The organism is Nocardia barduliensis (assembly GCF_013315795.1).
Classification (GTDB): Bacteria; Actinomycetota; Actinomycetes; order Mycobacteriales; family Mycobacteriaceae; genus Nocardia; species Nocardia barduliensis.
In genome coordinates this window covers 1-18,006 of the sequence record NZ_JABLTE010000061.1, presented here as the reverse complement: position 1 = coordinate 18,006, position 18,006 = coordinate 1, and the positions used below count along the sequence as shown (strand labels likewise).

Annotated in this window: 9 protein-coding genes; 3 read left to right on the top strand and 6 right to left on the bottom strand. The window is 70.6% G+C overall.

Annotated features, from left to right (window positions below):
• Window positions 1–21: 21 nt before the first annotated feature.
• From HOV91_RS24065 to HOV91_RS24050, 4 genes are all read right to left on the bottom strand, one after another.
• Complete coding sequence (locus HOV91_RS24065) at window positions 22–4,212, bottom strand: TIGR02680 family protein (RefSeq protein WP_174187668.1); 4,191 nt, start codon at window positions 4,210–4,212, stop codon at window positions 22–24.
• Between the two features lie 2 nt (window positions 4,213–4,214).
• On the bottom strand, window positions 4,215–5,612 hold the full coding sequence (locus HOV91_RS24060) for a TIGR02678 family protein (RefSeq protein WP_174187667.1): 1,398 nt from the start codon (window positions 5,610–5,612) through the stop codon (window positions 4,215–4,217).
• Entirely contained in the window at window positions 5,612–7,111 is a 1,500-nt protein-coding gene (locus tag HOV91_RS24055; protein WP_174187694.1) for a TIGR02677 family protein, read from the bottom strand. Before HOV91_RS24055 ends, HOV91_RS24060 begins: the two co-directional genes overlap by 1 nt.
• 155 nt (window positions 7,112–7,266) lie before the next feature.
• A complete protein-coding gene (locus tag HOV91_RS24050; RefSeq protein ID WP_174187693.1) occupies window positions 7,267–8,406 on the bottom strand; it encodes an XRE family transcriptional regulator in 1,140 nt (379 codons plus the stop codon).
• 187 nt (window positions 8,407–8,593) lie between these two features.
• Here HOV91_RS24050 and HOV91_RS24045 point away from each other — a divergent pair, with 187 nt between their 5' ends.
• The gene (locus tag HOV91_RS24045; protein ID WP_246350653.1) at window positions 8,594–9,043 is read left to right on the top strand and encodes a hypothetical protein; all 450 of its coding nucleotides are present in this window, start codon (window positions 8,594–8,596) and stop codon (window positions 9,041–9,043) included.
• Here the strand turns inward: HOV91_RS24045 and HOV91_RS24040 are convergent.
• Together HOV91_RS24040 and HOV91_RS24035 are read right to left on the bottom strand one after the other, a co-directional pair.
• Window positions 8,945–11,524, bottom strand: a complete 2,580-nt coding sequence (locus tag HOV91_RS24040; protein ID WP_174187666.1) for an AMP-binding protein — start codon at window positions 11,522–11,524, stop codon at window positions 8,945–8,947. The two genes, HOV91_RS24045 and HOV91_RS24040, sit on opposite strands and share 99 nt — an antisense overlap.
• Before the next feature lie 115 nt (window positions 11,525–11,639).
• Window positions 11,640–12,524, bottom strand: coding sequence for a PAC2 family protein (locus HOV91_RS24035; protein WP_043726490.1), 885 nt, complete (start codon window positions 12,522–12,524; stop codon window positions 11,640–11,642).
• 162 nt (window positions 12,525–12,686) lie between these two features.
• Here HOV91_RS24035 and metH point away from each other — a divergent pair, with 162 nt between their 5' ends.
• Both metH and HOV91_RS24025 read left to right on the top strand, forming a co-directional pair.
• A complete protein-coding gene (metH, locus tag HOV91_RS24030; RefSeq protein WP_174187665.1) occupies window positions 12,687–16,283 on the top strand; it encodes a methionine synthase in 3,597 nt (1,198 codons plus the stop codon).
• A gap of 366 nt (window positions 16,284–16,649) precedes the next feature.
• On the top strand, window positions 16,650–18,006 hold a 1,357-nt coding region (locus HOV91_RS24025), incomplete at its 3' end, for a serine/threonine-protein kinase (RefSeq protein WP_174187664.1).

Sequence of the window (18,006 nt, the reverse complement as noted above, 5' to 3'; positions counted from 1 at the left end):
TTGCGAGGGTGGCGGGAGGGGCTAGGTCACCGGCGTGAGTTCCAGTCCGCCTTCGATCGTGCTGGGTACCCGTCGGCGATCGGGGGAGCCGAGCGCCGCGGTCAGGTCGGTTGCCTCGTGTTCGGCGAGCAGGTCGCCGCTGTCCCAGACCAGCAGTGTCGCGCTCACCGTGTGCTCCGCCGCCGCGTGCGCCAGGTCGTAGTGCGCGCACGCCGGGACGTGCGGATAGGTGATCCACAGGTCGTAGCCGGTCATGAACAGGTCGAGGTCGAATTGCACGCTCAGCCCGAGCAATTCGCTGCGGCCGTTGTCGTCCACGCCCGCGAACGCCTCGTCCAGCGCCAGCAGGCGCGGTGCCTGCGGGTCGGCCGAATCGAGCATGACGTGAGCCGCGGCGAACAGCGGCAGGTGCAGCGACACCGACTGCTCGCCACCCGAGAGCGCGCTGTGCCTGGCGACGGTGAGTTTGTCCTCGCTGCCGTCGGCGGAGATCAAGGTGAACGAGAACACCCGCCAGGTGCGGTAATCCAAGGTGGCCGCGAGAATCTCCGGGTAGGAGCGCTCCGGGTGCGCGGCGCGCGCCGCCCGGATCTCGGCGGCGAAATGCGCCCGGATCGCGGCCAGATCCTCCGCGGTCAGCGCCGAGGCATCCCGGTCGAGCAGCTTGCACGTCGCACGCGCCGCGTCCGACAGGCTGTCGGCGAGCACCCAGTGCACGCCGATGGTGTTGCCGGAGGACATGCGCCGCTGTTTCATCTCCGCGCCCATCCTGGCGATGAGATCGCGGGCGTCGCTGGTGCGCTCGTGGATCTGCTGGGCCAGGCCGGTCAGCAGGGCGTCTTCCAGGATGCGCCGCTCGGCGTCGGTGAGCAGCAGTTCCTGGTCGCGGCGTGCGGCGTCGATGCGGGCGGCGAAGTCGGCCAGCGCCGAGACACCGTGCTCGTCGTGCACTTGGACGACGGTGAGGCCGTCGGCGGCGTCCCATTGCAGCCGGTAGTCGCGGCCGGATCCGGACAGCGCGGCGTCGAATTCCTGTAGCGCGGCGGTGACCGCGGTGCGCGTGGACTTGCGCGTCGCCTCGCTCGCGCGCACCGTCGCCGTGGCGGCGGTGAGGCTGTCGAACAGCGCGGCGACTTCGTCGGGCAGCACCCGCGGTGGCGCGTCGGGCCCCGCCGTCGAGATCCGGTACAGCAGTTGCTCCGGTGTCGACCACGCGGCCTCGCTGGTGGGCCAGCGCCCGTCGGCGGGCGCGCCGAGCAGCGTGAGCAGATCCGGCCGGGCGTACGGGGCAAGGGCTCGAACCTCCGCCAGCACCTCGGTGAGCGCGGTGGCCAGGGACTCGTGCGCGGTGCGGTAGGCGGCTTCGGCGTCGCCGACCGCTTCGATGGCCTCGTTGGCGGCCTTGCGCGCGGCTTTCTGCTCGGCCTTGGTCGCGTCGATCCGCTGCCGGGCCCGCGCCAATTCGCGATCGATGTCGGCCGCGCCCGCGCCCAGCGCCTCGCGCAGGGTTTCGAGCTTGCGCAGCTGTTCCTGGTAGCCGGATCGCGCGGCCTCGGCCTCTTCCGCGAACGCCTCGGCCAGGTCGGCGGCCTCGGTCGAACGGTCCTCGGCTTCGCGTACCCGTTCCCGTTCCCGCTCGTGATCGCCGCGCAGCCGCAGCAGTCCCGTTCCGGTGTTCTCGAAGTGCCGGATGGCGGCGGCGATGGCGTCGATCTCGCGAGCGGTGCGCGGCATGCGGTGTGCCGTGGCGGCCGCCCGCAGCTTCTTCTCCGCGACGGACACCTCCGCGACCGCCTGGTCGAGATCGCGCTCGGCCTGGGCCGCGGCCTCCGCACGCGACCGCAACACACCCGCGGCCTCGGACACCGCGCGCAAAGCGGTGGTCACCGCGGTCGGGCGCGCAAGCGCTCTGGCGGCGGCGGAGATTCGCGCGAGCGCGGCGGTGGCGTCGGCCTCCTGCTGTTCGGCGGCGCGCAGTTGCTCGTCCGCGGAGGTCAGGGCGGCGGTGAGTTCGGCCGCGCGGACCTCGCGGCGCCTGGCCCGCGCGGTGGCCCCGATGAATTCGGCCTCGGCCTTGCGGTGCCTGCCCACCTGCACGCCTTGCCGGAACGCGCCGTCGGCCGCGACGGTCACCTCGCCGCTCGATCCGCTCGGGTCCTCGTGCAGGGCGATGGAGGCGAGCACATCGGCGACGACCTGCCGGGGCACGGCCAGGGAATCCGAATCGTCCTCCACGACAAGCACGTCGGCGAGGGTGCGGCCGGTCGGCCGGTCCGGTGCGGGCAGCGGCACCAGGAATTGATCGGACTCGTAGTCCGGCGGCAGTTCGCCCGCCGGACAGACCCAGCCGTCCAGCAGATTCGCCGCGTGCAGCGCGGCCTCGATGCCCGCCGCCGTTTCGGGCGTCACGTCGTCCGCGAAACGCACCAGCCGCCACAGTGCGGCGCCGGGCCGATCGCCGGTCCGGCCGGAGCGGCCCGCGAATGCCGGTGGCGCGTCGTCGCGCTGGGCCGTGACCCGTTCGCGTTCGGCGGTCAATTCACTGACGCGTGTGGCGGCCGCGGCCGCACGGCCGCGCGCCTCCTGGCGCTGGGCGCGGATCTGCTCGAGCAGGGGTTCGGCGCGCTCGGTCAGCACCTCGGCGACCGTCGGTGCGTCCGAACCGGCCGCGGCGAGCGCCGCGTTCAACGCTTCGAACAAGCCTGCGCGCACGGGAGCGTAGACCTCGCGGTGCTCGTCCCACCACGCCCGCAACGCGGCGGCGGCCTCGGAACGGGTCAGCGCCACCGCCGCCTCGGCGTGCGCGACCTCCGCGGCGGCCGCGTCGCGCAGTTCCCCGGCGCGCTCGGCGAGCCGCTCGGCCCTGGTTCGTTCGGCGGCGGCGGAGTCCACCGATCCCAGCGCCGCGCGCACCGCGCGCACGTCGGCGTCGCGCTCCTCGGCGTGCCCGCGCACCGCCGCGGTGAGCTGATCGGCGCGCGCCGACTCCGGCAGCGGCGTCCACGGGATCCCGGCCTCCGCTGCGGCGTCGCGCAGGTCGTCCTCGCCGCGAGCGAGCGCGGCGGCGGCGGTGCGCACCGCGGTTCGGGCGCGCTCGGCCTCCTCGGTGCGCCGGTCCATGGTCTGGCGCGCCTCGAGCGCCTTGTCGGCGTGCACGCCTGCCGAGGTCTCCAGGCGGCGCACCGCGTCGGCCAGGTCGTCGAGCTGCTGTTTGCCCTCATAGGCGCTGGAACGCTGGAGATTCTCCCGGTCGGCGAGGGCCTGTTCGTAGGCGCGGTCGGCGTCCTCGGCCCTGGCTTCGGCCACGGCCCGCTCGGTCTCCCTGCGCTCGCGCAGAGCGGTGGCGGCGAACAACGCGGTGCTCGCGTGGGTCACCGCGTCGAGGCGTGCGCGCACCTGGTCGACGTCCGTCTTCGCCTGCACCGCCAGATATTTGCGGTACACCTCCACGAACGCCCTGGTCGCGGTGTCGGCGTGGACCAGACCCTCCAGCGTGCGGCCGACCTCCTCCATATCGCTGAACGATCGCGCGGCGTCCAGGATCAGCTGGTCGTCGAGCGGACGCAGGCCGTCGGTGAGCGCCTGCGACAGGCCGCGCGGGTCGAGGTTCTTGGCCAGCTGCGGACGGCGCAGCGTGAGGATGAGGTTGATCAGCTGGTCGTAGCGCTGCGCGCCGAGACCGAACATGCGCGCGTCGATGGCGTTGCGGTAGTCCACCGGCCGGTCGACGATCGAATCGGTGCCGATCTGCTCGGCGAGCTGTTTGCGGGTGAACGGCCGGTCGTCCGAGCCGATCAGCGAGAAGTCGACACCGACCCGGCCGTCGGCGACGAAATACCAGCGGGTCACCTTGTCCGAGGACCGGGTGGCGCGCATGCCGATGCCGACGGTGACCGCCTCGGGGTCGTCCCAGCGACCGCGGGCGAATTCCATCCAGACATAGGAATAGGCCGAGTCCTGCTTGCGGTAGAGCAGGTTCGACTTCATCGTGCGTTCCTCACCGGCGAACGGGTTGAGCCTGCGCGGCTCGATCCGTCCGTCCAGCACGAAGGGAAACAGCACCTCGAGCGCTTTGGTCTTGCCCGACCCGTTCGGCCCGCGCAGCACCAATCTGCCGTCGGCGAAGCAGAACTCCTGGTCGCGGTAGTCCCACAGGTTGACGATCCCGGCGCGGGTCGGGGTGAACCGCACTCCGCCGTGAATGAGCGACATCCTCAGTTCCCTTCCGGCCCGGCGCCATAGGTATCGGCCGCGGTGACGAACAATTCCGCAGCCCGCTTGGTGCGGACCGTGACGACCGCGCCGCGGTAGCGGGCCAGTGCGGGCAGCACGAGCAGTCCGTCGTCCACCACCCGCACCAGCCGCAGCCGCTCCAGCAACGCCACCACTTCGGTGGTCAGGCGCGGAACGTCGGCCTGCCACTGCGCGGCGAACGTGGCGCCGTAGCGATCGGCCAGCGCCTGCACCGTTTCACCCAGCCAGGTCCGGTCGATCAGCGGATAGCCGGCGGCAGTCGGTTGCTGTGCGTCGTCCGGCGGATCGTCGGCGGACGGATCCAGCGCACGCAGCTCCGCCAGCGGTGCGAAGACGGTGGATTCGGGAATGGCCTCGTCGAGCTGATCGGCGAGAGCCTCGCCCGGGTCCGGTGCGGCGGGCCGCAGGGGCAGCGGGTGGTCGATATCCAGTACGCGGTCGGCGATCTCGCCCGCCAGCAGCAAGGCGACCTGCGCGAGGGTGCCGGTCCCGGGGAAACGAACGTCCGACAGCCGCCCGGAGGTATCGATCAGCGCCACCCCCTCGGCGCGGCGCTCGGCGCGCAGCCCCGTGAACAGCTCGACATCCGCGACGACCCGGTCCTGGGCGAGCACGGGGCGTTCTTCGGGCGCGAGATCCTCGGCGTACACCACCGGCTGCTCGACCAGTGCCCTGCGCACCCGGCGCGTGATCTCGGCGGTGGTCGTCGCGTGCGCGGAAACACCCGTGACCGCGGCCTCTTCGGCGAGCAGCCCGCGCACCGTGTGCAGATGCTGCAACGCCCGCGGCGGACGGAACAGTGCGAAGACCACCGGCCGGTCGATGTCGTAGAGCGCCTCACCGGCGTCCGGATCGCTGGCCCAGCCGCCCGCGTCGCCGTCGGCCAGGGTGAGCGCGCCGCGCGCGGTCAGCCAGGCCACCGCGTCGACGAACGCGTCGCGGTCGGCGGCCCGGTCGGTGGCGAGCTCGAGGCCGTCCACCCGGCTCGCGTAGGCGGCGACCTGATCGGCCAGCTCCGACAACGTGATCTGGTCCCCGGCCCGGCCCAGCGCGGCGAGCGCCAGGGCGAGATAGGCGTACCGGCGACGGTCGAAGACGCGCTCGGCGGGCGTGCGCGCGGGCCTGCCCGCGTCGAGGCGGTCGGGCACCGGGAACACCCGCGCGGTGGTCTCGGTGACTTCGAGCCGGTAGCCGAACAATTCGGCGAGGTCCTCGCGCAGCTCGGTGGCCCAGCGGCGGATCAGCGGCAACGCGATCCGGTCCGGATAGGTGCGGGTCACCAGATGATTGGCCAGGATGACGCGTGCGGCGCGCTGGTAGTTGTCCAGCGCGAGCGTGTCGATCGTGCGGGCGTGCATCAGCCGCGCTCCCCGCGCGGGTGCGGCCGTGTCCTGCTCGTCGTCTCTATCTTCAGCGACCGATTGTTCAGGCGCAGCAGCCCCCGCGTGGTGCGCACGACGGTTGGGCCCTGATGCTCGGACACCGTCAGGGTGACGCCGCTGTCGGTGCCGGTGGTGCCGGTAACTCGGCCGCGCACCGGAACCCACGCGGTGGACGCGGCGTCCAGCAGCCGCAGCAGCACTTCGGTCTCCCGGTCGTCCAGGACCCGTTCGTGGACATCGCCGGAAGCCAGCGACCGGGCGGCCTCGGCGCGCGCCCGCTGCGCGTCCAACTGCGCCTCCCGCAGGCGGCGGATGCCCGCGTCATTGCGGTTTATGCGCGCGGGCGCTCCCGCCGACGGCGGGCGGCCGGTCTCGGCGAGCGTGCGGGAGATCTCCAACGGCGGTGCGTCCCACCAAGATCGAATCGCCGGGATCACGTCGGCGTCCGGGTGCTCCATCGCCAGGTGCCGCGGCTTGCCCAGGCCGAACACGACGTCGAACAGCGCGTGGGCGCTGTCCACCGTCGGCGCGGCGGTGAACCAGCCGGCCAGATGGCGCAGCGCCGATTCGCGGCTGACCCCGCCGCGGCGTGTCTCGGTGACCCGCCGCAGCAGCGAGAGCACCGCGGCGATCGCGCTCATGGTGGCCTCGCGCAGCCGCTCGGCTTCCGTCGTCCCCGCCGCCTCCGCGCTGCCCGCCGCGACGAACCAGCTCCGCAGCCCGTCCCACCTGGCCTGCCAATCCGAGCGGCGCTCCGCCAGGCTCAGCAGCACCCGTTCGTCACAGCGCGCGGCCCGCGCGATGAGGTCCTCGGCTCCGCTCTCCTCGATCTCGGCGATCGCGGCCGCCAGCCGCGGCGTGAACCGGGCCAGGTCGAGGCTGAATTCCCGCATGTGCGCCAGCAGCGCGTCCTTGTGCGCGAGAAACGATTCCGGGGTGATCTCGGTGGTCCGGACCAGGTCGCCGAGGCCCAGGTAGAAGTGCGCCGCGCGGGCGGCCAAGTCCGACAGCGCGGTGTCGAGGCGGCGCAAGGTGCGGTAGACGCGCTCGGCGTCGCCCGCTCGATTGGCCTCGGCCAACGTGTGCAGATCGGCCAGCAGCTCCGGCAGTACCAAGCGCGACAACGAGGCGTCGTCGAGACGGGCGCTCAGCACACCGGCGACCGCCCGGTATGCCTGAAATCCCGCCTGGGAGAACTGGTACACGTAGTGCCGATTGCGATATTCGGCCAGTGTGGCGGCGCGGGTTCCGTCGTAACTGCGCTCCAGCACCCCCCACTGATGGAGCTGATCGAGCAGCGGACCGATCTCGGCCGCGGTGAGGCGTGGCGCCGCGGCGCCGGTGTCCGGGCAGCGGTCCGCGACGTCGTCCGCGTGCAGCAACACCACATACGCCGCCCGCGCGCTGTCGAACGCGCGCAGCACCCGGAGGTAGTCGGCGCGCCGCTCGGCGGTGGCGAAGGAGAACAGCCGCAGCCGGTCGTCCCAGCGGGTATCGGCACAGCCGTCATCGGAGTCGGTCACCGGGAACAGGGTAGTAGCGGGCCGATCGCCGCTTGCACGACGTTCCGGTGTTCGGCGTGGCTGCGTCCGGTTCGTCGGCGTTCGCCGCGGCTGTGGCGCGGAACGGCTCACTCGACGGACAGCGAACGCAACTGCTCCAGGTACGCGCGGGTGCGCGGGTCGCCGGGGTAGCGCTCGATGATCTCCCTGGCGACTTCGCCCGCGATCCACATCAGCGACGGGAGCGAGCGCCTGCTGCCCGCGAAGGCGCGCATGCCCTCGGCCACCGCCAGTTCCAGGTCGCGGTCGCGCACCGCGACCACGGCCAGCGTCAGGTGCGCCTCGGAGACGCGCATCGGGTTGCGCAGCGTGCCGTCCGGACGCGTCGCGTTGCGGATCACTTGGCGGGCGTAGGTCTCGGCGAGCCGATCCTCGCCCGCGACCCGGCAGCAGTCCATCGCGTAGAAGTCGAACTTGTTCGCGTCGATGACGAAATGGTTGTCCAGATTCGCCGGGTGTTCGAGTCGCTCCAAGATAGCTCGGCCGTCATCGAGTGCGGCTTCCACCTCCCGCGGGTTGCCCAGCCTGGCCCACGCTTTGGCGCGCTGGGCGGCGAGCTGGACGCCGACGCGCAGGTTCTGGCTCATTTCCAGCGTCGGCTGCACGGTCTCGATGACGCCGCGGTAGTTGCCCTGGGTGAGCGCGAACCACGCGGTCATTTCCGCTGCCCACGCGGCGATCTCGGTGTTCTCCGCCTCCTGGCCGAGGGACTGGGCGGCGCGGCGGGTCGCCTCCGCGGCGGTGCGCCTGCCGAGGTCGTAGTCGACGCAGCCGACCAGGAGCGCGACCCATCCGGCGAGAACCAGGATCTCGCGGTGCTGGCCCAGGGTCAGGCGACCGTCCAGCAACGAGGTGATCCTGCGCAGCCACGCGGTGCCCTCGGCGTGCAAATCGTGCGGGTCGGCGTAGGAGTATTCGCAGCACAGGCGTTCGGCGGTGATCCGGATCGCCTCCAGCGTCACCGAGGACACATCGGACATGCGCAATCTGCCGATGAACTCGAGCGTGTCCATGCCCGTCGCCGAGAGCAATTCGTCGTCCCGGTTCGGTCGCACCTTGGGAAAGAACGCCGCGGTCACCGTGTCGAAGGTGGCGGCGATGATGGGCGCGTAGAAGTCGTCGGGGCGTGATTCGCCCGATTCCCAACGGCGCCAGTTGCGTAGGAGGGTACTGTCGGTCGGCAGGTTGTGCGAAGACTTTCCACGCATCACGCGAACAGCGTCGGCTTGCGACCACCCCCTCGCGTCACGCTCGGAGCGCATTCGGACAGCCCAGACGGGTCGATCGTCGGTAGCGGCCACGTCTGTAGTATCGCACCAGTTAACCTTCGGTGGCCCCAAGAGGGCAGACAGATGTCCGTGTGTTGACAGCTACATTCGCCGCGCCGCGTTGTGCATGATCGAACTGGCGCCAAAAGTTAGCCAGGCCCTCCTGCAAGAGCAACTGCAAGTACATCTGCTCTTGCACGAAGCGCAATCAGCCCGTAAAACGGGTGGATCCACAAAAGAGAACAGCGATCCCAATCCAACGGAGGTTCGGGTGGAAGCGTTGATCTATGGATACTTGCGTGACGATCTGGCCGATGGCCACAGCAAGGAGCTCGAGGCGGCGATGAGCAGCCTCGCCCGCGAGGAAGGGCTGTGCTTCGCCGCGACTTTCCATGAATCGACCGGCGGTGACGGGACGGCTTTCGCCGAGTTGACGGCCGAACTCAAGCGCGCGGACGCGCATCACGTCGTGGTCCCGTCACTCGATCACTTTGCCGGGCAGACGATTCCGCGTGACATCCTGATCGCGAAGCTGGCTCAGGAGGCGGCGGCGCGGGTGTGGACCGTGGAGAGCTGACCGCCGCGACCGAATTGCCCGGTACCGCACCGTTGTCCAGTCTCGCAGTCCGGTCGCCGTCCCCGTCGCGATCGCACCCGCTGCCAGGGAAGCGAGCAGCCCCGCCAGCCGGTGCTGTTCGAACAGCGGGTACACCTGCCAGTGCAGCAGATAGGCGAACAGCGAACTGTCGGCCAGCACTGCCGCGCAGACGGCGACCGCGGCGGGCACCCGGACCGCGGAGAACCACACCAGGGCGAGCAAGCCCGCCATGACCAGCCGTTCGCGCTCGGGAAGGCCGAAATACCCGGGCACCGTGACCAGTACGACGACACTGACCGTCATCCGCTGCACCGACGTCGTCGCCTTCGCCGCCGCCCAGCCGAGCGTGAACAGCCACACCGCCAGCGGGGAGAACGGGATGTCCTGCGCCGAATACAGACCGAACGCCTGGTATCGGAGGACGAGGCTCAGCGCGACCAGTGCCATCGCGAACCGGAACGGCCCGGCGCGTTGCCACCGGTCCACCACGGGGATCCGTACCAGCAGCGCGGCGGCCAGCATGAAGTACGCGAGCACCTCGAGGAACCACAGGTGCCCGGCGGTGGCGCTGTCGTGCGGGCCGAGGATCTTGTTCACCAACAGGACATTTTGCCAGCTGTAGTAGTCGGTGAACGTCAGCGTCAGGGCGACCCAGAGCGCCGTCGGCACCGCTATGTATCCCACCGTGCGCAGCGTGTGGCGGAAACGTTCGGCGGGTGGCGCCGCGGTGACGGCGAATCGCGCGAAATTGAAGCCCGCCACGCCGAGCAACACGTGTGCCGCGCCCCACAGTTCGAACACCCCGGTGTGCGAGCCGACGACGAGCACGATGCCGATCGCGCGCAGCAGCGTGCCCGTGTCGAGCATCCGTCCGAAACGGCGGTGCTGCGCCGGGATCCGTTCGAGGTCGGCCACCGGCGTGGTCGGCCAGTCGGTGGGGAGCCGGCCGAGTGCCCGCTCCAGCCGCGCCGCGGTGGTCACATAGGTGAGCGAATTGCCGCCGAGATCGACGAACGTGCTCTCCGCACGGACCCGGGCCGGGTCGATGCCGAGGGTCGCGGCGTAGAGGGCGCGGATGTCCCGCGCCTGCGGGGCGGGGCCTGCCAGCCGGCGGATAGCCGGGTAGTCCGGTTTGCCGTTGGGTAGCCGTGGCATTCGCTCGACCGGGCGGACGCGCAGGGCGGCGGCGGGCAGGCCGGACAGGCGCGCGGCGATCCCGGTGGGATCCGCGTGCGGGCTCTCCACCGCGACGACCAGGTGCGCGTCGTCGTCGGCGCAGCACGCGGTGAAACCGGCTTTCGCCAGCCCGGATTCGAGCCGCTCCAGATCGATGCGCAGTCCGAAGATCTTGGCGAACCGGCTGCGTCTGCCCACCACCTGATAGAGGCCATCCGGTGTGCGCCGGGCCAGATCGCCGGTGCGCAGGGCCGCTACCGTGGCGCCGAGCGCGAGATCCGCGGCGGACGTGGCGTACCCCATCATCACGTTGGCTCCGCGGTAGACCAGCTCGCACGGCCCGTCCCGGTCGTCCTCGACCGGTTCGAGGGTGAATTCCCCGCCGGGAATCGGAATCCCGATGCAGTCGGGATGCGCGATCGCCAGATGGGCGGGCAGATACGCCATCCTGGCGGTCGCCTCGGTCTGGCCGTACATGACGACGAATTCCCAGCCGCAATCTCGGGCCAACTCGGCGTATTCGCGCACGCGCTGCGGAGCCAGCTTCCCACCCGCCTGGGTGACGTAACGCAGGTGCGGCAGCGTCATGTGGGCGAACCCGACGCGGTCGAGCAGATCGATGGTGTACGGAACCGCGGCGAAAGACGTTGCGCGACATTCCCGGAACAGCTGCCAGAATTCCATGTCCAGTACCGACCGGTCGGTGAGCACAAGGCTCGCTCCGCGCACCAGGTGACTGTGCACCACCGACAAGCCGTAGCAGTAGAACATCGGCAAGGTGGTGGCCGCGCAGTCGTCCGGGCCGATGTCCAGGTACTCCGCGATGGCCGCGGCGTTGGCGCGCAGATTCGTGGCCGAGAGCCGCACCAGCTTCGGCGACCCGGTGGACCCGGACGTGCTCAGCAGCAGGGCGAGTTCCGGATGCAGGCGATGCGCCGACTGCTCCCGCACCACGCGGGTGTGGCCGGCGTCCACGATGACATCCGGGTCGTAGGTCTCCCGCAACTCCGCAGTGATCTCCTCGGCCAGCAGCACCACGCACCCGGCACTGAGCGCGCCGAGATACGCGACGAGCGAAGCAAGGTCGTTGCGCGCCGCGAGCGCGACGAGGCGACGAGCCGGGCCCAGCTCGCTCGCGTAGGTCTCGACCAGCGCGGCAAGCCGAGCGTAGGTCACCTGGCGGGCGGGCACGGCGGCGCCGTCGGCCGGAGTGCGGTCCGGGCAATGGACGGCGATCCGGTCGTCGAAGCCGCGCAGGCACTCGACGATCGGATGGGCGGTCACCGGCGAAAGTGTAGGAGGCGGTCGTTTCCCGGCCCGAAGGTGGCCCCCTGGCGAACTTCCGGTGAACCCCGCGGCCCGGGGCCACCGGTAGCGCAGGCGCCGCCGCGCACCGGGATCAGAGACCGAAGCTGCCCGGACCGCGCCTGCGCAGGTATTTCTCGAATTCGGCCGCGATGGCATCGCCATCGATCTTGGCCATCGCCTCGTTCACGTCCGCCGCGGCGTCGCCGCGCTCCTCCAGCGAGCGCACGTACTCGCTGATCTCCTCGTCGCCCACGGTCATCTCGTTGACCGTGGTCTCCCAGTCCTCGGCCTGCTTGGGCAGCTCACCCAGCGGCACCTCGATGTCGAGCACGTCCTCGACCCGGTGCAGCAGCGCGATGGTCGCCTTCGGGTTCGGCGGCTGGGAGACATAGTGCGGTACGGCGGCCCAGAACGACACCGCCGGGACGCCCGCCTTCACGCACTGGTCCTGCAGCACGCCGGTGATCCCGGTGGGGCCCTCGTAGCGGGTCTGTTCCAGGTTGAACCGCTCGGCCGCCTCCTTGCTGTAGGCCGAGCCGGTCACGGGCACCGGCCTGGTGTGCGGAGTGTCGGCGAGCAACGCGCCCAGGATGACCACGGTCTGGACCCCCAGCTGCTCGATGAACTCGAGCAGGTCGCCGCAGAAGCTGCGCCAGCGCATATTCGGTTCGATACCGCGCAGCAGCACCACGTCGCGGTCGCTGCCGGGCGGCGAGCAGACCGACAACATGGTCGACGGCCACTGGATTTCCCTGGTCACACCGTCCACCTGGCGCACGGTCGGCCGGTTGACCTGATAGTCGTAGTAGTCCTCGGAGTCGAGTTCGGCCAACGGTTCGGCGTCCCAGATCAGTTCCAGATGCTCGACGGCGCCGCTGGCCGCGTCACCGGCGTCGTTCCACCCCTCGAAGGCGGCGACCAGTACCGGATCCCGCAACGTCGGCAGTTCCGGATCGGGAGTTTCACTGGCGTTCACTCGGTCAGCCTACGGCGTACGGCGAGATGGCGTGTCGTATGGCGGCCGGACCGGGTGGCGTGTTCCCGCCGACGCGGTGCCGGGGTGGCGGGGTGTGGTCCAGGACACCGAGCCGCGACGTGGTGGGCCGGAACGTCGGCCCCGCCCACTACGCTGGAACGCATGTCTGCGTCCGTCCCCGCCGAGTTCGACACCACGCTACTCGACACGCTCCGCCGTCGTGTCGTCATCGGCGACGGTGCGATGGGCACCATGCTGCAAGCAGCCGAGCTGACCCTGGACGATTTCCGCGGTCTGGAGGGCTGCAACGAGATCCTCAACGACACCCGCCCCGACGTTCTGCGCGCCATCCACCGGGCCTATTTCGAAGCGGGCGCCGACGCGGTCGAGACCAACACCTTCGGCTGCAACCTGCCCAACCTCGCCGACTACGACATCGCCGACCGGATTCGCGATCTCTCCGAGCGCGGCACCCGGCTGGCCCGTGAGGTCGCCGACGAGATGGGCCCGTCCTCCGACGGAACGCCTCGATACGTGCTCGGTTCGATGGGTCCGGGCACGAAGCTGCCCACGCTGGGGCACGCCGCGTTCGCCGCGCTGCGCGACGCGTACACCGAGGCCGCGCTCGGCATGCTCGACGGCGGCGCCGACGCCATCCTGATCGAGACCTGCCAGGACCTGTTGCAGGTGAAGGCGGCGGTGACCGGCAGCAGGCGCGCGATGGCGAAGCTGGGCCGCCGGATTCCGATCATCACCCACGTCACCGTGGAGACCACCGGCACGATGCTGGTCGGCAGCGAGATCGGCGCGGCGCTCACCGCGCTGGAGCCGCTCGGCATCGACATGATCGGCCTGAACTGCGCGACCGGCCCGGACGAGATGAGCGAGCACCTTCGCCACCTGTCCAAGCACGCGCAGGTGCCGGTCTCGGTGATGCCGAACGCGGGGCTGCCGGTGCTGGGCGCGGACGGGGCGGTGTACCCGCTGAGTCCCGAGGAGCTGGCGGTCGCGCTGCGCGGATTCGTCACCGAGTTCGGGCTGGCCCTGGTCGGCGGTTGCTGCGGCACCACACCCGAGCACATCCGGCAGGTCACCGCCGCGGTGCGCGAGGTCGAGCCCACCCTGCCGCCGATCGCCGAGCGGCGCGCGCCGGTGCACGAGCCCAGCGTGTCCAGCATGTACACCGCGGTGCCGTTCGAGCAGGACGCCTCGGTCCTGATGATCGGCGAGCGCACCAACGCCAACGGCTCCAAAGCGTTCCGCGATGCCATGCTGGCCGGTGACTGGCAGAAGTGCCTCGACATCGCCAAGGACCAGACTCGCGACGGCGCGCACATGCTCGACCTGTGCGTCGACTACGTCGGCCGGGACGGCACCCGCGACATGGCGGAGCTGGCCGGCCGGCTGGCCACCGCCTCCACGCTGCCGATCATGCTCGACTCCACCGAGGCGCCGGTGCTGCAGGCCGGGCTGGAACACCTCGGCGGGCGCTGCGCGGTGAACTCGGTGAACTACGAGGACGGCGACGGTCCCGACTCGCGTTTCCAGCAGACCATGCGGCTGGTCGCCGAGCACGGCGCCGCGGTGGTCGCGCTGACCATCGACGAGGAGGGTCAGGCCCGCACCGCGGCGAAGAAGGTGGAGATCGCCGAGCGGCTGATCGCCGACATCACCGGCAACTGGGGGTTGGCGGAGAGCGACATCATCATCGACACGCTCACCTTCACCTTGGGCACCGGCCAGGAGGAGTCGCGCCGCGACGGCTTGGAGACCATCGAGGCCATTCGCGAGCTCAAGCGCCGCCACCCGCGGGTGCAGACCACGTTGGGGCTGTCCAACATCTCCTTCGGTCTCAACCCCGCGGCCCGGCAGGTGCTCAACTCGGTCTTCATGCACGAATGCGTGGAGGCCGGGTTGGATTCCGCTATCGTGCACGCCTCCAAGATCCTGCCGATCAGCCGGATTCCGGACGAGCAGCGCCAGGCCGCGCTGGATCTTGTATACGACCGCCGCGCCGAGGACTACGACCCCCTGCAGAAGTTGATGGCGCTGTTCGAGGGTGTGTCCACCTCGTCGTCGAAGGCGTCGCGGGCGGAGGAACTGGCCGCGCTTCCGCTGTTCGAGCGGCTGGAACGGCGGATCGTCGACGGTGAACGCGCCGGGATGGAAGCCGACCTGGACGCGGCCATGGGCGAGGTGCCGCCGTTGCAGATCATCAACGAGACCTTGCTGGCGGGCATGAAGACGGTCGGCGAGCTGTTCGGGTCCGGTCAGATGCAACTGCCGTTCGTGTTGCAATCGGCCGAGGTGATGAAGGCCGCCGTCGCCTACCTCGAGCCGCACATGGAGGCCACCGACGACAGCGGCAAGGGCCGCATCGTGCTGGCCACGGTGAAGGGCGACGTGCACGACATCGGCAAGAACCTGGTGGACATCATCCTGTCCAACAACGGCTACGAGGTGGTGAACCTCGGCATCAAGCAGCCGATCTCGACCATCCTCGACGCGGCGGTGGACAAGAAAGCGGACGTCATCGGCATGTCCGGCCTGCTGGTGAAGTCGACCGTGGTGATGAAGGAGAACCTCGAGGAACTCAACGCCAAAGGGGTGGCCGAGCAGTTCCCCGTGCTGCTCGGCGGGGCGGCGCTGACCCGCTCGTACGTGGAGAACGACCTCACCACCGTCTACGAGGGCGACGTGCACTACGCGCGCGACGCGTTCGAGGGGCTGCGGCTGATGGACGACATCATGACCCGCAAGCGCGGCGGCGGGCTCGACCCGGACAGCCCGGAAGCCATCGCCGAGCGGGAGAAGGCCGCCGAGCGCAAAGCCCGCCACGAGCGTTCCAAGCGGATCGCCGCGGAGCGCCGGGCGGCCGAGGTGCCCGTGGTGGTGCCCGAGCGCTCCGACGTCGCCGCCGACCTGCCCGTACCGGTGCCGCCGTTCTGGGGCACGCGGGTGGTGAAAGGTCTTGCCCTGCACGAGTACTCGGGCCTGCTCGACGAGCGGGCGCTGTTCCTCGGACAGTGGGGCCTGCGCGGCCAGCGCGGCGGTGACGGGCCGAGCTACGAGGAACTGGTGGAGACCGAGGGCAGGCCGCGCCTGCGCGCCTGGCTGGACCGACTGAGCACCGAAGGCGTGCTACAGCACGCCGCGGTCGTCTACGGCTACTTCCCGGCGGTGTCCGAAGGCGACGATGTCATCGTGCTCAGCGAACCGGATCCCGGCGCGGCCGAACGGTATCGGTTCACCTTCCCCCGTCAGCAGCGCGACCGCTTCCTGTGCATTGCCGACTTCATCCGGTCGCGGGAGCGCGCCAGTGCGACCGGCCAGGTCGACGTCTTGCCGTTCCAGCTGGTCACGATGGGTCAGCCGATCGCCGATTTCGCCAACGAGTTGTTCGCGGGCGACAGCTACCGCGATTACCTCGAGGTGCACGGCATCGGCGTCCAGCTCACCGAGGCGCTCGCCGAGTACTGGCACCGGCGCATCCGCGAGGAACTCGTCCTCGACGGCCACGCGGTCGCCGACTCCGACCCGGCCGACGTGCTGGAGTACTTCAAGCTCGGCTATCGCGGTGCGCGCTACTCCTTCGGCTATGGCGCCTGCCCCGACCTGGAGGACCGGGCCAAGCTGGTCGACCTGCTCGAAGCCGATCGCATCGGCGTCGTGCTGTCCGAGGAGTTGCAGCTGCATCCGGAACAGTCCACCGACGCGTTCGTCCTGCTGCATCCGGAGGCGAAGTACTTCAACGCGTAATCGTTCGCGCGGGCGGCGCGGCGTCGACGGTCGCTGGGCCTTCGGCGTCGCGCCGTTCGCGCGAGGGCCTTTGCTACCTGCTCGGATGTCATGTCCCCCGGGAAAAGGAGCGCGCTTCGGCGCGTCACAGTGCGCGGTCGCCGCGGTTTACCTGGGCGATCGCCCATCCCCGCCCGGGGAGGTGGATGTCTGTCGGGTGGATGTGCCATTGTCGAAGGCGTTGTAACTGCATCCGGAGCAGTCGGCGGATGCGTTCGCGTCCCTGCTCAGCGGTGCAAAGCAACTCGGCGCGTGAGCTTTCGGAGTCTTTCCGGGCTTGCGCGTGGATGCGAAACGGCTAGGCGCGCGTAGGAGAGGCACACCACCATGACGGCGGATCGATTGATCGCGGGACGGTACCGGCTCACGGATCAGATCGGCACCGGCGCCATGGGTGTGGTCTGGCGGGCCACCGATGTCCGGTTGCAGCGCACCGTGGCGGTCAAACAGGTGCTGCTCGGTCCCGGGCTGTCCGGCTCGGCGGCACTGGAGGCGAAACGGCGGGCCATGCGCGAGGGCCGGATCGCGGCGCGGCTGCACCATCCGAACGCCATCACCGTGTTCGACGTGGCCGAGGAGGACGGCCAGCCCTGGTTGGTCATGGAATACATGGACGCGCCCAGCCTGGCGACCAAACTGTCGGGCAACCGCACGCTGCCTCCGCTCGAGGTCGCCGAGATCGGTGCGCAGGCGGCCGGCGCCTTGGCCGCCGCGCACGACGCGGGGATCATGCACCGGGACGTGAAACCGGCGAACCTGCTGGTCGCCGACGACGGCACGGTCAAGATCACCGATTTCGGCATTTCCCGCGCGGTCGGCGACGTGACGGTCACGGCCACCGGCTTCCTCGCCGGGACGCCGGCCTATCTGTCGCCCGAGGTGGCGCGCGGCGAGGACCCGGAACCGGCTTCCGACGTCTTCGCCCTCGGTTCGACGCTGTACGCGGCGGTGCAGGGCGCCCCGCCGTTCGGCGAAGGTGACAATCCGCTCGCCCTGCTGCACGCGGTCGCGCGGGCCGAGATCCCGGTACCCGAGTCCGCCGGCCCGCTGGGACCGGTGCTGATGTATCTGCTCGCACCGGCCGTCGCGGACCGCCCGACCATGCGGGAGGCGAAAGCGGCCCTCGAAGCCGTTGCCGCGGGCCGGGATCCAGCACTGCCCGTGTCGGCGACCACAGTGATTCCCGCGCCCGCCACGGCTGCCGCGGCGACGACCGTCCTCCCGAACCGAGCCACGGCCGTAGCGCCGGAGCAGACGAGCGACACTGGTGTCACCGCCGTCGTACCCTTCGCCGCGTCGGGTACGTCCGCGCCGCAATCGGTTGCGCCACCGCCGGTACCGAGGCGGGCCGGGGCGGCGCTGACGTTGCCGGGTGTTCCGGGCGGCCGGAGGCGCGGCCGACTAATGGCCGTGGAAGCCGCCGCGGTGGTCGTGGTGCTGATTCTGGTCGGCATCGTCGCGACGCTTGCCACAGTGGACGGCGAAGGTGGCGCCGCGCCGAGTTCGTCGGCCCGGCCGCCGGCCGCCGTGGCGCCCGAGAACGCGCCGTCACCGGCCGACGCGACCGGACCGGAGCCGCGACAGGCCCCGGCGCAAGCTCCTGCCCAAGCCCCGGCGCAGACGTCCGCATCCCCGGCACCGGCCCCCGCTCCAGGACCCGCGACCACTTCCGCGGGTGCCCCGC